Origin of the sequence: Streptomyces swartbergensis, assembly GCF_002148965.1 — a bacterium.
Lineage (GTDB): Bacteria > Actinomycetota > Actinomycetes > Streptomycetales > Streptomycetaceae > Streptomyces > Streptomyces swartbergensis.
Genome location: NZ_NGFN01000227.1, coordinates 1 through 14,216, shown reverse-complemented (window position 1 = coordinate 14,216; position 14,216 = coordinate 1). Strand labels below are relative to the sequence as shown.

Here is a 14,216-nt window from a genome sequence, read left to right as displayed (position 1 = left end):
GCCCGGGGATGCCGGGAGGCGCCGCCGGTGTCCCCTGCGGCGGCGGAAGGGGCGTGCCGGGCATGGCAGGCCGGTCCGCCGTCGTCACGCCGTGCGCCGGTGTCGCCGCCGGATGCTGCACCGGCGGCGCGGGCGCCCAGGGGCCGGGTCCGCCGTAGGGCGGCGTGCTGTACGGGTCGGGATCGTGCAGGGGCTTGGGGGCACCGTCGACCGGCACGGCGGAGGTGGCGTTCCCGGCATCCACCGCGCTCCCGGCAGGTCCGCCCTGGGCCGGCACGGCGGACGTGGCGTTCCCGGCATCCACCCCGCTCCCGGCAGGTCCGCCCTGGGCCGGCACGGCGGACGTGGCGGGAACGCCGTCCTCGGCGCCCCCAGCGGGCACCCCCGCGGGCACCCCGGCGGGCTCGCCGTCGGCCGGTACCGGCTCGGGGCGCCTCAGCTCGTAGTCGCCACCGTCCTCGGCCCGCCGCCCAGCGGGCCGCGCCAGCTCGAAGTCGCCGTCGGTGTCGGCCAAGTCCCCCGGGGCCGGCCCCGTACTCTCCGGCTCCCCCGTAAGGCCCTGCGGCCGAGGACGGCTCCACCACTTGGCCTTCGTGGGCTTCCCCTCGTTCATGCTCTCCCCACAGCCGCGGCACGGCTCGACGGCGGTAGCCGCAGTTCGTCGAATCGGCGCCACGGCCACGCCTCGGCCGCGGGCGCCACCCCCGGATTCAATCAGGTCCGCTCGCCGCCGCGCAGCGGCCGGTCAGCGGGCCGTCCGGGAGGAGGCGGGAGGAGAGGGGGACGAGGTCGTGTCCGGGAGGGGCACGGCGAGCAGGGGCGCCGCGATCYCGGGGACCGCGGACCACGAGCTCAGGGCRGCCGGCGGGGCCGCCTGGAGCGGACCTATCAGCGGGGACATGGCGGCGGCACCGGCCATGACCGGGGCGGCCAGCGCGTGGACGGCGTGCTGCCCCGCGGCGGAATGCGGCACACCCGGCAGCAGGGGTGCGGACACCTCGGTCGGGGCGACCGGGGTGCGGCCGAGCACACTCTGGCCGTGCACCTGCCCGAGCAACGGCCCCGTACTGCGGCGCCGCTGGGATTCGGGCTGCGTCGCGGCGCCCGTGCCCTGCGTGCGCATCGGTGTCACGTTGCTCCCCGTGCCCGAGCCGCCGCGGGCCTCCGTGTCGGCCGGGGTGCCCGTGGTGACGCCGCCCAGTGCGAGCGCGGCCAGGGACACGGCTCCGGCGGCCGCGAAGGCGAACCGCAGCCGCGAGGAGGATCTCTCGGGCTCGTGCCGGCCGACGTCGTGGATACGGAAGCCCCGGCCGCCCGCAGGAAGGCCCCGGCCGTCGGACGGCAGGCCCCGGCCGCCCGAGGGGAGGCCCTGGTTCCCCTCGGAGGACGGCAGCACGGGGACGTGCGGCCGGGCCGGGACGTACCCGAACTCGAGCCGGCCGCCGCGCTTCGCTCCGAAGGCCCCGGCCGATCCGAACCGTCCGGCCAGTCCGCCGGGCAGCCCTCCCCCGCCCGGCGGTGTGGCATCACCGTCCGGGCCGCCGCCCGCGGGTAGTCCCTGCAGGCGGGCCAGGAAACTCTCGGAGGGGGGCGGCGGGGCCGCCGCCGCGAAGACGTTCTTCAGCCGGCGCTGGGCGTCCACCTCCGCCTTGCACTTCGGGCAGGTGGCCACATGCGCCAGTACGCGCTCACGCGTGTCATGACCGAGCTCTCCGTCCACCAGGGCGGAGAGTCGGTCTCCCAGATGCTGCTCTGCGAGGTGTCCCTCGGAAGCTTTCGGCCGTGATCCGCTCACGCGCTCGCGCCCCCTCCTCCCAGTGCGGGAACACGGGGCACGAAGGAGCGGCGCTCGGCGCGCGCCTGAGGGGAGCGGTGCGCGAGGGCCTTGCGCAGCTGGGAGCGGCCACGGTGGATGCGCGAGCGGACCGTGCCGAGCTTGACGCCGAGGGTCGCGGCGATCTCCTCGTACGACAGCCCTTCGATGTCGCACAGGACGACCGCGGCGCGGAACTCGGGGGCGAGGGTGTCGAGGGCCTGCTGGACGTCCGCGTCGAAGTGCGCGTCGTTGAAGACCTGCTGCGGAGAGGGCTCCTTGCTGGGCAGCCGCTCGGCCGCGTCCTCGCCGAGCGCGTCGAAGCGGATGCGCTGCTTGCGGCGGACCATGTCCAGGAACAGGTTCGTGGTGATGCGGTGCAGCCAGCCCTCGAAGGTGCCCGGCGTGTACGTCGACAGGGAACGGAAGACACGGACGAAGACCTCCTGCGTGAGGTCCTCGGCGTCGTGCTGGTTGCCGGTCAGGCGGTAGGCGAGCCGGTAGACCCGGCCGCTGTGCGTGCTGACGATCTCCTCCCACGTGGGCGGAGTCCACGCCTGCCCGTCCGCGTCGGTGGTGAAGGTCGCGGTCTGGGCGAAGTCAGCGGCGTGGCTGTGGTCAGCAGTGTCGTTCACGGATGTCGGCCTGCCCGCCGGGGATGTGAAGAAACGCCGGAGCACTCCTCCCCTATCCACAGGCGCAGCCGCACCTCCCCTGTCAGCTCTGGTGGTGTCCAGTGGAGCCCCTACCATAGCCACCTCGCCCGTTAGGACCGGATAAGCGGTTTTACGAGAATTTGATCTGGGCTGATACGCCTCGTACTGCTGCGTCGGCACTTGCTCGGCGCCTCGATCCACTGCCTGCCCCCGTCACGACCCGCGCCCAACTCGCTCATCCCTTTAAACGACCGGTCCCATCTGCGGGTTCCCGGGCCCAACGGATACAGTCACGCCCAGGCATTCACGGGGACAGGAGAGGGTCATTACCGGCAACCGGCAGACGAGCTGGGCGTTCGCCGACGCCTATGTCGCCGAGGACGACGCGCTGCGCTGGGCCCGCGACCGGGCCCGTGAGGCGGGTCTGCGCTCGGTGTCGCCCGGCACGGGCGCCGCGCTGCGGTTGCTGGCCGCCTCCGTCGACGCGAAGGCCGTCGCGGAGATCGGGACCGGCTGCGGCGTCTCCGGGATCCACCTCCTGCACGGTATGCGCCCGGACGGTGTTCTGACCACCGTGGATCCCGAGCCGGAGCACCAGCAGTTCGCCCGGCAGGCCTTCCGCGCCTCCGGCTTCGCCAGCAACCGGGCCCGCTTCATCCCGGGCCGCGCCCTGGACGTGCTGCCCCGCCTCGCGGACGCCGGCTACGACCTGGTCTTCTGCGACGGCGATCGCCTGGAGGTCATGGACTACCTCGCTGAATCGTTGCGGCTGCTGCGCCCCGGCGGACTGGTCGTCTTCGAGGGCGCCTTCGCGAACGGCCGGACGGTGGACTCCGGTCCGCAGCCCACCGAGGTGCTGCGGCTGCGGGAGCTGCTGCGCGCGGTGCGCGAGAGCCAGGAACTGGTGCCGTCCCTGCTGCCGGTGGGCGACGGGCTGCTGTGCGCGGTGAAACGGTAGACGGGCCGCACGTTAGTGGAGCGGAACCCGGGGCAGGCGAAAGTCATCGGTGAGAAAACAGCCGCCCCGGCACCTCAAATGATGCCGGGGCAGCTGAAAGGGTATGGTCGCTTGCGCGTCAGCCGACGACCTTCTTGAGGGCATCGCCCAGGGCGTCGGCCTCGTCCGGGGTCAGCTCGACGACGAGCCGACCGCCGCCTTCGAGCGGAACGCGCATGACGATGCCCCGCCCCTCCTTGGTCACCTCGAGCGGGCCGTCACCCGTCCGCGGCTTCATGGCCGCCATGCTCGTTCCCCTTCCTGAAACCCAGCTCATCGTCAAGGCCGACGGCCCCCTGAAGAAGGGCACAGTGCTGTCCTTGAGGCAGGACACGCGACACCGGCATCGAACACATTGCTTCCAAGCCATTATCCCGCATCTCAGGACCCGATGACCAACATCAGTCGGCATCGCTTGGGCAACGCACGCGAGCAAAACCACTCAATTCGGCGATGTGACTGCGATACTCCGCCACCGCACACACTTCCGCCGAACGGATCCGGACGAGAATTCTTTGACGCAGGTCACATGTCCGGTCCGATCACCCGTCGCCGATCTCCGTCATGCTGTCCTCAGACCTGGGACGTACCGGCCGGTACGTCCCCGAGCGGCGACACGGAGGGGATACCCCATGGCCGACACCGTGCTCTACGAGGTGAGCGACGGACTCGCGACGATCACGCTGAACCGCCCGGAGGCGATGAACGCGCTGAACGTGGCGGCCAAGGTCGCCCTGCGGGAGGCGGTCCGGTCCGCGGCGGACGACACCGCCGTCCGGGCGGTGCTGCTGACCGCCGCCGGTGACCGGGCGTTCTGCGTCGGGCAGGACCTCAAGGAGCACATCGGGCTGCTGGCCGAGGACCGGGAGACCGGTTCCGGGCAGACCATGAGCACGGTGCGGGAGCACTACAACCCGATCGTGCGGACGCTGACGGAGGCCGCGAAGCCGGTCGTGGCCGCCGTGAACGGGGTGGCGGCCGGGGCGGGCTTCGGCTTCGCGCTCGCGGCGGACTACCGGATCGTGGCGGACACGGCCGCGTTCAACACCTCGTTCGCCGGCGTGGCGCTGACCGCGGACTCGGGGGTCTCCTGGACGCTGCCGCGGGTGATCGGCCCCGGGCGGGCGGCCGACCTGCTGCTCTTCCCGAGGAGCATCAGCGCGCAGGAGGCGTACGAGCTCGGCATCGCCAACCGGCTGGTGCCGGCCGGCGAGCTGCGCGCTCAGGCCGAGAAGGTGGCGCGGGCCCTGGCCGAGGGGCCGACGGTGGCGTACGCGGCACTGAAGGAGTCGATGGCCTACGGGCTGACGCACTCCCTGGCGGAGACCCTGGAGAAGGAGGACGAGCTCCAGACCAGGGCAGGCTCCTCCGAGGACCACGCGATCGCGGTGCAGGCCTTCGTCAACAAGGAGAAGCCCCGGTATCTGGGCCGCTGACCTGCTGCGACGGGGTCAGGTGCGACGCGCGACGCAGGCCTGGAGGTGGTCGTCGACCAGTCCACAGGCCTGCATCAGCGCGTACGCCGTCGTCGGGCCGACGAAGCGCAGGCCCCGCTTCTTCAGCGCCTTGGACAGGGCCGTCGACTCGGGCGTGACGGCCGGGACGTCGGAGAGCGCCTTCGGGACCGGGCGGGTGCCCGGCTCGGGGGCGTGCGACCAGATCAGCTCGTCCAGCTCGCCCGGGGCCCACTCGGCCAGGACGCGCGCGTTGGCGAGCGTCGCGTCGATCTTGGCGCGGTTGCGGATGATCCCGGCGTCTGCCAGGAGGCGTTCGCGGTCCTCGTCGGTGAAGGCGGCCACCGAGGCGATCTTGAAGTCGGCGAAGGCGGCACGGAAGCCGGGGCGCCGGCGAAGGATCGTGATCCAGGACAGGCCCGACTGGAAGGCCTCCAGGCTGAGGCGCTCGAAGAGCGCGTCGTCGCCGTGGACCGGGCGGCCCCACTCCTCGTCGTGGTACGTCACGTACTCCGGGGCGGACAGGGCCCAGGGGCAGCGCAGCGCGCCGTCCGGGCCGGCGAGGGCGGCGCCGTCACTCATGGCCGGTCCTCCTGGCCCGGAGCGGGCTTGTCCATGGACACGTGGTTCCCCGCGGAAGTGTGGTTGTCCCCGGAGACCGGGCCATGGCCGGCGGCCGCCCGGGCGCCCGCCAGGGCCGACTCCAGGTCGGCGATGCGGGCGTCACGCTCGGCGAGCTCGGCGCCTAGGCGGCTGAGGGCGTCGTCCACGTCCGCCATGCGGTAGCCGCGGGCGGCGAGCGGGAAGCGGAGGCTCTCCACGTCGCCACGGTCGACCGGACGGTCCGGGGGCAGCGGGTCCCGCAGCCGCTCGGGGGCGGCCTCGGGCAACGGGCCGTTCTCGCCGCCGCCCACCACGGCGAGGGTCACCGCGGCGACCACTACGGCTAGCGCGACGACCAGGAACAGGAACATAACCATCGCGGAGCCCCCACGGTCGGATGTGTCGGTGTCTTCGGACACGGATGGTGTCAGGCTCCGATCGTGCCATGCGACTCCGACAGTTAGGGTCGCAGGCGGCGCAGGACGGGGACGTACCAGGAAAGGTCACAGCGGATGCTCAGGCTGGGCAGGCGGGAATTCGGACCGCACGAGCCGGTGATCATGGCGATCGTGAACCGGACCCCGGACTCCTTCTACGACCGGGGCGCGACCTTCCGCGACGAGCCCGCCCTCGCGCGCGTGGAGCAGGCGGTGGCCGAGGGCGCCGCGATCATCGACATCGGCGGAGTCAAGGCCGGGCCGGGCGAGGAGGTCACGGCCGAGGAGGAGGCCCGGCGGACGGTCGGCTTCGTGGCGGAGGTGCGGCGGTGGTTCCCGGACGTGATCATCAGCGTCGACACATGGCGGGCCGAGGTCGGGGCGGCCGTGTGCGAGGCCGGGGCGGACCTGCTGAACGACGCGTGGGGCGGGGTGGATCCTGGGCTTGCCGAGGTCGCCGCGCGGTACGGGGTGGGGTTGGTGTGCACGCACGCGGGCGGCGCGGAGCCGCGGACCCGGCCGCATCGGGTGGAGTACGACGACGTCATGGCCGACATCCTGGACGTGACGGTCGGGCTGGCCGAGCGGGCGCTCGCGCTGGGCGTGCCGAGGGAGTCGATCATGATCGACCCCGGGCACGACTTCGGGAAGAACACGCGGCACAGTCTGGAGGCGACCCGGCGGCTGGGCGAGATGGTCGCCACGGGGTGGCCGGTGCTGGTGTCTTTGTCCAACAAGGACTTTGTCGGGGAGACGCTGGACCGGCCCGTGAAGGAGCGAGTGGTGGGGACGTTGGCCACGACTGCGGTGTCCGCGTGGTTGGGTGCGCAGGTGTACCGGGTGCATGAGGTCGCGGAGACGCGGCAGGTGCTGGAGATGGTCGGGGCGATCGCGGGGTGGCGGGAGCCTGCCGTTGCCCGGCGTGGGCTGGCCTAGGGCGCTGACCTGAGGTACCAGGGGGCTCCGCCCCCTGGACCCCCGGCCTATGCCCATCCGCCGCCCGACTCGGTCGGCCAGGAAGCCCGGCTCGCCTCTACCTGCCCGCTTCCTTCGACACCAGTGCCACCGCCTCGTCCACGTCGTCCGTGACGTGGAACAGGAGGAGGTCCTTCTCCGCGGCCTTGCCCTGGGCGATGACCGTGTGGCGGAGCCAGTCGACCAGGCCGCCCCAGTACTCGCTGCCGAAGAGGACGATCGGGAAGCGGGTGACCTTCTGGGTCTGGACGAGGGTGAGGGCCTCGAAGAGCTCGTCGAGAGTGCCGAGGCCGCCGGGCAGGACGACGAAGCCCTGGGCGTACTTGACGAACATCATCTTCCGGACGAAGAAGTAGCGGAAGTTGAGGCCGATGTCGACGTACGGGTTCAGACCCTGCTCGAACGGCAGCTCGATACCGAGGCCGACCGAGATGCCCTTGGCCTCCAGGGCGCCCTTGTTGGCCGCCTCCATGGCGCCTGGGCCGCCGCCCGTGATGACCGCGAAGCCCGCGTCCACCAGTCCCCTGCCCAGCCGGACGCCCGCGTCGTACTCGGGCGAGTCCGCCGGTGTCCGGGCCGAGCCGAACACGCTGATCGCGGGCGGGAGTTCGGCGAGCGCGCCGAAGCCCTCGATGAACTCCGACTGGATGCGCAGCACGCGCCAGGGGTCGGTGTGCACCCAGTCGGACGGGGCCCGCTCGTCCAGCAGCCGCTGGTCGGTGGTGCTGGCCTGCACCTGCCCCCGCCGCCGGAGGACCGGGCCCAGGCGCTGTTCCTCCGGCGGCTGCTTCTTTCCCTCGGGGTTGCCGGTCGCCATGTGCGCTCCCTCCGTCGTGCCGGTCGTTCCGCCTCAGCGTAGATCTACGCGGGTTACGAACGAGGGACGTGAGCATGTCCGCGATCGAGCGCCGTAAACACGATGGCGTTCCGGCCGGTCAGGCCGTCAGCCAGGTCCGCAGGCGCTCCTCGCCCGCGAGGATCTTCGCGATCTCCACGCGCTCGTCCCGCTTGTGCGCCAAATGGGGGTTGCCCGGGCCGTAGTTGACCGCGGGGACGCCCAGGGCCGAGAAGCGGGACACGTCCGTCCAGCCGTACTTCGGCATCGGGGTGCCGCCCACCGCCTCGATGAACGCCTTCGCCGCCGGGTGGGACAGGCCCGGCATCGCCGCCGAGCTGTGGTCGACCACCTCGAACTCGTCCACGCCGCAGTCCGCGAAGACCTCCCGGACGTGGGCCACGGCCTCCTCGGGCGTGCGGTCGGGCGCGTAGCGGAAGTTGACGGTCACGACGCACTCGTCGGGGATGACGTTGCCGGCCACTCCCCCGGTGACGCCGACCGCGTTCAGGCCCTCGCGGTACTCCAGACCGTCGATCACCGGCCGGCGGGGCTCGTAGGAGGCCAGGCGGGCCAGGATCGGGGCGGCCGCGTGGATCGCGTTGGAGCCCATCCAGCCGCGCGCCGAGTGGGCCCGCTCGCCCTTGGTCTTCAGCAGCACCCGCAGCGTGCCCTGGCAGCCGCCCTCCACCTGGCCGTCCGACGGTTCCAGGAGGACCGCGAAGTCGCCCAGGAGCCACTCGGGGTGCGCCTCGGCGACGTGCTTGAGGCCGTTCAGCTCCGCGGCGACCTCCTCGTTGTCGTAGAAGACGAAGGTCAGGTCGCGGTTGGGGGCCGGGACCGTGGCCGCGATGCGCAGCTGGACCGCGACGCCCGACTTCATGTCGCACGTGCCGCAACCCCACAGGACGCCGTCCTCGTCGAGCCGGGAGGGGACGTTGTCCGCGATCGGGACGGTGTCGATGTGACCGGCCAGGATCACCCGCTCCGGGCGGCCCAGGTCCGTCCGCGCCACGACGTTGTTGCCGAACCGCTCGACCGTCAGGTGGGGCAGCGCGCGCAGCGCGGTCTCGATCACGTCCGCGAGCGGCTTCTCGGTGCCGCTCTCGGAAGGGAAGTCGACGAGCCGGGCGGTGAGCTCTGCGGCATCCAGCGTGAGGTCAAGAGAGGTGTCGGCCATGCCGTCGACCCTAACGCGCCAGGCCTGTGCACACTGTCCACACCCGGCACAAGGCACTCCGTACTCTCCAGTACCTTGTACGGCGTGCCAGAGCCGTCCTCTCCTCCCAAGCGTCGCGGCCGCCTCTTCCGATGCGGGTCCGCGTTCGTGATCCTGCTCGCGATCGCCGGTTACCTCGTGGTGCAGTACGTCACCGGAGGAACCGGCGGACCGGGCTGCAAAGTCGTCTCCGGCAAGGGCGACGGGGCGTCGTACGAGTTCTCGCCCGAGCAGGCGGTGAACGCGGCGACGATCGCCGCCGTGGGTGACGGGCGCGGCCTGCCGGAGCGTGCCGTGACCATCGCGCTGGCGACCGCGCTCCAGGAGTCGAGCCTGCGCAACATCGACCATGGCGACCGGGACTCGCTCGGCCTGTTCCAGCAGCGGCCCTCGCAGGGCTGGGGCACGCCGAAGGAGATCATGGACCCGACGTACTCGGCCGGCGAGTTCTACGACCACCTGGTCAAGGTGCCCGGCTACACGCGGCTGCCCCTCACCGTCGCCGCGCAGCGCGTGCAGCGCAGCGGCTTCCCGCACGCCTACGCCAAGCACGAGCCGGACGCGGCACTGCTCGCCGCGGCTCTCACCGGGCAGTCCGCGGCCACGCTGACCTGCGAGGGCCGCCCGGCCGCGACCCGGGCGACGGGCCCGGACGGGGTGCGTGCCGCGCTCGTGCGGGACTTCGGGCGTGATGTGCTGGAGCCGGCCGGTGCGGAGGTGGGCCGCTCGTCGGCGGCCTCTCCGACGCCGTCCCCGAGCGATACGGGCGGGTCCGACGGGCGGACCATGACGCTGCCGGTGACCGCCGACACCGGTGCCGCCACCGGGCAGAGCGCGGAACAGCGCGGCTGGCAGCTGGCGCACTGGGCCGTGGCCAACGCCTCCGAGCTGCACATCGCACGCGTCACGTACGCGGGGCGGGAGTGGGTCGCCGGGAACACCGCCAGCGAGTGGCGGGACGTCCCGGCGAAGGGCACGGCGGGCGCGGAGCGGGACGCGGGCGCCGTCCGTATTGTCACGATGCACTAGAGGGTGTCCGCAAAGTTCCGCCTGCCCGCGACGCCCGGCACGCACTCTCGCCGCAGGGCCCGCCCTCCGGGCGGACGACGGGACTTTGCGGACACCCCCTGGATCGGGCAGGGGTACGGGAACTCACCCGTGAGGGTTGCCCGCGCGGCTTTGCCGCGACGGTGCGCGCAGGTTTTCACGCCCTCACCCGGGAGTCCGTGAAAACCTTGGGGGCAAAGGGCTGGAAGGATTCGGCAGTCTTTCCGGCGGGGGTCTTTTTGCCCGTTTTTCCGCAGCAGATTATGCGACGCATTACCAACTCTTTACGTTGCGGCGCCGCAACCTTCGAGGGTTTCGAGCGGTAGTCACTGCGTCCGAGCCGGGGCGATCAACAGCCAGTCGATCAACTCCCGGACCCGGTCGGACACTTCACGAACCACACTGTTCTCTCCGTCGAAGGAGCACCATGTCCCTCCCCCTGACCCGCCGGATCGCCCGTGCCGCGCTGATCGTCGCTGCGGGAGCGGCTGCCGGGGTCGGTGCGGCCGGCTCCGCCAGTGCGGCCCCCGAGCTGCCGGCCAACCCGAACCTCGGCGGGCTGACCGCCCTGGACGGGGCGAACGTCGGCAACACCGTCGACGGCGCGGCGCAGGACGTCACCAAGTCCGCGGGTGACACCGGCGGCAAGACCGTCAAGAAGGCGGTGCCGGCCGCGGGCAAGATCGGCGGCAAGACGGTCAAGAAGACCACGCCCCTCGCGCAGAAGGCGGCCGGTGACGCGGCGGGCTCCGCCGGACAGCTCGTCGGTGACGCGGCTGGTTCGGCGCAGGGGGGTCTGCCGACGGACTCCCTGACGAAGGGCGGGGTGCCGTCTACGGGCTCGCTGCCGGCGAAGGGCCTGCCGGTCGGCTGACACCGGGCTCTTACCGCCGAAGGGGTCCAGGGATTTCCCTGGACCCCTTCGGTTCGTTCCGGCGCCGGCCGAACGACTGCCCACAGCGGCAACCGTTACCTGCTCAGCCGATCCACTGCCGCCCGTACCCGCTCGTCCGTCGCCGTCAAAGCCACTCGGACGAACTGCGCGCCTGCCGGGCCGTAGAAGTCGCCCGGGGCCACGAGGATGCCTCGTTCGGCCAGGTGGGCCACCGTGTCCCAGCAGGATTCGCCGCGCGTGGCCCACAGGTAGAGGCTGGCCTCGCTGTGCTCGATGCGGAAGCCGTGGGCGAGGAGGGCCTCGCGCAGGAGGGCGCGGCGGGCGGCGTAGCGCTCGCGCTGGACGCGGACGTGGTCGTCGTCGCCGAGGGCCGCGATCACCGCCGCCTGGGTCGGTGCCGACGTCATCATGCCGCCGTGCTTGCGGATCTCCAGGAGGGGAGCCAGGACCGCGGGGTCGCCGGCCAGGAACGCCGCCCGGTAGCCGGCCAGGTTCGAGCGCTTGGAGAGGCTGTGGACGGCGACGATGCCCTCGTACGAGCCGCCGTTGACGTCCGGGTGCAGCACCGAGACCGGCTCGGCCTCCCAGCCCAGCTCCAGGTAGCACTCGTCGGAGAAGAGCAGGACGCCGTGTTCACGGGCCCAGGCGACGATCCGGGTGAGCTCCGCCTTCGACAGGACCTTGCCCGTCGGGTTGGACGGGGAGTTCAGCCAGAGGAGCTTCAGGCCCTCGGGGTCCAGCTCCGTCGGATCGTCGTAGACCTCGTACTCGGCGCGGGCCAGTCGGGCGCCCACCTCGTACGTCGGGTAGGCCAGGCGCGGGTGGGCCACCCGGTCGCCTGGACCGAGACCCAGCTGGGTCGGGAGCCAGGCGACGAGCTCCTTGGAGCCGACGATCGGCAGGACGTGGCGGTGGGTGACGTCCCGGGCGCCGAGGCGGCGCTCGACCCAGCCGGTGATCGCGTCGCGCAGCTCGGGCGTGCCCCAGACGGTCGGGTAGCCCGGGGAGTCCGCCGCGGCGACCAGCGCCTTCTGGATCAGCTCGGGGACCGGGTCGACCGGGGTGCCGACCGACAGGTCCACGATGCCGTCCGGATGGGCGGCGGCCGTGGCCTTGAACGGCGTCAGCTTGTCCCAGGGGAAGGTGGGGAGACGGTCGGAGACTGCGGACACGGGTTCTGGCTCACTTTCTGGCACGTACGAGCCGGGCTACGGCAAACGCCTCGGCCCCGTACGGCGATCAGCGGGCTGATGGGGCCGTACGGGACCGAGGCGGCGCTGCTGCGGGCCGCCCTTACTGGTTCTGCGGCGGCAGCGCGGCGATGAAGGGGTGGTCGCGCTCGATCAGCCCCAGCTTGCTGGCGCCGCCGGGCGAGCCGAGCTCGTCGAAGAACTCGACGTTCGCCTTGTAGTAGTCCTTCCACTCCTCCGGAGTGTCGTCCTCGTAGAAAATCGCCTCGACCGGGCAGACCGGCTCACAGGCACCACAGTCGACGCATTCGTCCGGGTGGATGTACAAGGACCTGGAGCCCTCGTAGATGCAGTCGACCGGGCACTCCTCGATGCACGCCTTGTCCTTGACGTCGACACAAGGCTGCGCGATGACGTAGGTCACGCTGTCGTTCCTCCTCGATAGGGCGCTGGCGGGCCTCCTCAGGCTCCGCCGCCTGGCGCGCGGGAGCGCGGCGTCGTCGATGCCCGCCCCTAGTATCTCCGTTCCTGGGCATGATCCGAACAGGAGGGGTGAACTGACCTGTGGAAATCTCTGCCGCCGGGCGACTCGAGGTCCGTATCACCGCTGCTGACGTGGGCAAACGGGTCTCGGTACGGAGCTTGATCGAACATGCTCCTCCGGGTGAGAAGTTCACCGACACGGTCGGAGTTCTCACATCATGGGACAAAGGTGTGTTGCTGATCACACGGAAGGGTGGCGAGAGCGTCCGCATCGCGGAATCCGCGCTGGTCGCGGGCAAGGTCGTACCCGCCGCGCCGGCGCGTCGCCGGGGTCCGGCCGCCTCCTACGAGGAGCTGGCCCGGGTCGCCGCGCGGGCCTGGAGGCCCGTGGAGAGCGAGCGGCTCGGGGACTGGGAGCTGCGGGCCGCGTCCGGGTTCACGCGGCGGGCCAATTCGGTGCTGCCGCTCGGTGACCCGGGCGTGTCCCTGGACGAGGCCCTCGACACCGTTCGGCGGTGGTACGGCGAGCGCGGCCTGCCCGCCTACGTCCAGACCGCGACCGGCGCCGAGGGCACGCAGGAGCTGCTGTGCGCGGAGCTGGAGGCGCGGGGCTGGGTCCGGGAGGTGACCGCCGAGCTGTGGGTCGGGCCGCTGGCGCCGGTCGCCGACCTCGCCGAGCCGTCGGGGGTCGTGCTGTCCCGGGAGGCCGACGAGGCGTGGCTGGCCCGGTACCAGCGCAAGGGCGTGAGCGAGGTCGCGCTGCGGGTGCTGGGGAGCGGGCCGTCGGTGTGGTTCGCGACCGTGCCCGGTTCGGCGGGGGCCGCTCCGGCCGCCATCGGGCGGTGTGTCGTCGACGGGCGGTGGGCCGGGTTCGCCGCGGTCGAGGTCGATCCGGATGTGCGGCGGCAGGGGCTGGGCACGGCCGTGATGGCGGCGCTGGCCCGGCGGGCCCTCGACGAGGGCGCGTCGGCCGCGTGGCTCCAGGTCGAGGCCGAGAATGAGGGAGCGAGGGCGTTGTACGCCGGGATGGGTTTCGCCGCGCACCACGCCTACCACCACTACCGGGAGCCGGATGACCGCGACTCCGGCCGGTAACCGATCGTCGTGAGAGGGCACGAGCCAGCTATGCGTCCCCCGTATCCCCCGTCCCCCGAGCGTTCCGCGGAGCTGCGGCGGCGGTTCGCCGAAGAGGCCCGGTCCGAGCGGCCCGATCTGTCGACGCTGTGCCTGCTGGTGGGCGCGGAGGCGGACGGAGCGCTGGACGAGGCGGGCATGGACGCCGCGCAGGTCGAGCTGGACCGGCTGGCCGGGCTGCTGCCGTACCGGCCCGGGGGGCCGCGGGCGTGGGCGGTCGCCGTGCGGGAGCTGCTCGGGGACCGGCTGGGGTTTCACGGCGCCCCGGCCGACTACCAGCGCCTGGAGTCCTCACTGCTGCACGAGGTGCTGGTGCGGCGTCGTGGGCTGCCGATCCTGCTGTCCGTGGTGTGGATGGAGGTGGCCCGGCGGGCCGGGGCGCCGGTGTACGGGGTGGCTCTGCCGGGGCATTTCGTGGTCGGCTTCGGGCCCGACGAGGGGCAGGTGCTCGCCGATCCGTTCGACGGGGGGCGGGTGC

16 protein-coding genes and 1 pseudogene are annotated in these 14,216 nt (G+C 72.3%); 7 read left to right on the top strand and 10 right to left on the bottom strand.

The window, feature by feature from the left end:
* The 3 genes and pseudogenes from CA983_RS29270 to sigE all read right to left on the bottom strand — a co-directional run.
* Positions 1 to 514, bottom strand: a pseudogene (locus tag CA983_RS29270) (protease); the annotation flags it as partial.
* Between the two features lie 231 nt (positions 515 to 745).
* Positions 746 to 1,795, bottom strand: a complete 1,050-nt coding sequence (locus tag CA983_RS29265) for an anti-sigma factor family protein (RefSeq protein ID WP_086603832.1) — start codon at positions 1,793 to 1,795, stop codon at positions 746 to 748.
* Positions 1,792 to 2,565, bottom strand: coding sequence for an RNA polymerase sigma factor SigE (gene sigE, locus CA983_RS29260; RefSeq protein ID WP_236711701.1), 774 nt, complete (start codon positions 2,563 to 2,565; stop codon positions 1,792 to 1,794). The genes CA983_RS29265 and sigE overlap by 4 nt, the downstream gene beginning before the upstream one ends.
* Before the next feature lie 163 nt (positions 2,566 to 2,728).
* Between sigE and CA983_RS29255 the strand changes: the two genes are divergently transcribed.
* Positions 2,729 to 3,427, top strand: a complete 699-nt coding sequence (locus CA983_RS29255; RefSeq protein WP_279628480.1) for an O-methyltransferase — start codon at positions 2,729 to 2,731, stop codon at positions 3,425 to 3,427.
* 118 nt (positions 3,428 to 3,545) lie between these two features.
* Here the strand turns inward: CA983_RS29255 and CA983_RS29250 are convergent, their stop codons facing one another.
* Positions 3,546 to 3,713 (bottom strand): DUF3117 domain-containing protein, encoded by a 168-nt coding sequence (locus CA983_RS29250; protein WP_003966491.1) that lies wholly within the window; start codon positions 3,711 to 3,713, stop codon positions 3,546 to 3,548.
* A 385-nt stretch (positions 3,714 to 4,098) separates the two neighbouring features.
* On the opposite strand from CA983_RS29250, the gene chcB reads away from it, so the two are divergent.
* Complete coding sequence (gene chcB, locus CA983_RS29245) at positions 4,099 to 4,902, top strand: 2-cyclohexenylcarbonyl CoA isomerase (RefSeq protein ID WP_086603831.1); 804 nt, start codon at positions 4,099 to 4,101, stop codon at positions 4,900 to 4,902.
* A 15-nt stretch (positions 4,903 to 4,917) separates the two neighbouring features.
* On the opposite strand, the gene CA983_RS29240 is transcribed toward chcB, so the two are convergent.
* Together CA983_RS29240 and CA983_RS29235 are read right to left on the bottom strand one after the other, a co-directional pair.
* On the bottom strand, positions 4,918 to 5,502 hold the full coding sequence (locus CA983_RS29240; RefSeq protein WP_086603830.1) for a DNA-3-methyladenine glycosylase I: 585 nt from the start codon (positions 5,500 to 5,502) through the stop codon (positions 4,918 to 4,920).
* A complete protein-coding gene (locus CA983_RS29235; RefSeq protein WP_086603833.1) occupies positions 5,499 to 5,900 on the bottom strand; it encodes a DivIVA domain-containing protein in 402 nt (133 codons plus the stop codon). Before CA983_RS29235 ends, CA983_RS29240 begins: the two co-directional genes overlap by 4 nt.
* A 135-nt stretch (positions 5,901 to 6,035) precedes the next feature.
* Between CA983_RS29235 and folP the strand changes: the two genes are divergently transcribed.
* The gene (gene folP, locus CA983_RS29230; RefSeq protein WP_086603829.1) at positions 6,036 to 6,896 is read left to right on the top strand and encodes a dihydropteroate synthase; all 861 of its coding nucleotides are present in this window, start codon (positions 6,036 to 6,038) and stop codon (positions 6,894 to 6,896) included.
* Between the two features lie 97 nt (positions 6,897 to 6,993).
* Here folP and CA983_RS29225 read toward each other — a convergent pair whose 3' ends face one another.
* Both CA983_RS29225 and dapE read right to left on the bottom strand, forming a co-directional pair.
* Entirely contained in the window at positions 6,994 to 7,752 is a 759-nt protein-coding gene (locus tag CA983_RS29225; RefSeq protein ID WP_086603828.1) for an LOG family protein, read from the bottom strand.
* 118 nt (positions 7,753 to 7,870) lie between these two features.
* Entirely contained in the window at positions 7,871 to 8,950 is a 1,080-nt protein-coding gene (gene dapE / locus CA983_RS29220) for a succinyl-diaminopimelate desuccinylase (protein WP_086603827.1), read from the bottom strand.
* 84 nt (positions 8,951 to 9,034) lie between these two features.
* Here dapE and CA983_RS29215 point away from each other — a divergent pair, with 84 nt between their 5' ends.
* Entirely contained in the window at positions 9,035 to 10,018 is a 984-nt protein-coding gene (locus tag CA983_RS29215; RefSeq protein ID WP_086603826.1) for a VldE C-terminal domain-containing protein, read from the top strand.
* Between the two features lie 445 nt (positions 10,019 to 10,463).
* On the top strand, positions 10,464 to 10,910 hold the full coding sequence (locus CA983_RS29210) for an ATP-binding protein (RefSeq protein WP_086603825.1): 447 nt from the start codon (positions 10,464 to 10,466) through the stop codon (positions 10,908 to 10,910).
* Between the two features lie 95 nt (positions 10,911 to 11,005).
* Here CA983_RS29210 and CA983_RS29205 read toward each other — a convergent pair whose 3' ends face one another.
* Positions 11,006 to 12,103, bottom strand: coding sequence for a bifunctional succinyldiaminopimelate transaminase/glutamate-prephenate aminotransferase (locus CA983_RS29205; RefSeq protein ID WP_086603824.1), 1,098 nt, complete (start codon positions 12,101 to 12,103; stop codon positions 11,006 to 11,008).
* 121 nt (positions 12,104 to 12,224) lie between these two features.
* On the bottom strand, positions 12,225 to 12,545 hold the full coding sequence (gene fdxA / locus CA983_RS29200; protein ID WP_018089397.1) for a ferredoxin: 321 nt from the start codon (positions 12,543 to 12,545) through the stop codon (positions 12,225 to 12,227).
* Between the two features lie 140 nt (positions 12,546 to 12,685).
* Between fdxA and CA983_RS29195 the strand changes: the two genes are divergently transcribed.
* Both CA983_RS29195 and CA983_RS29190 read left to right on the top strand, forming a co-directional pair.
* Positions 12,686 to 13,699 carry a GNAT family N-acetyltransferase gene (locus CA983_RS29195; RefSeq protein WP_086603823.1) on the top strand — a complete coding sequence of 338 codons (1,014 nt, stop codon included), beginning with the start codon at positions 12,686 to 12,688 and terminating at the stop codon, positions 13,697 to 13,699.
* A 30-nt stretch (positions 13,700 to 13,729) separates the two neighbouring features.
* Positions 13,730 to 14,216, top strand: a 487-nt coding sequence (locus CA983_RS29190) for a transglutaminase-like domain-containing protein (RefSeq protein WP_208637067.1), incomplete at its 3' end; no start/stop codon positions are given.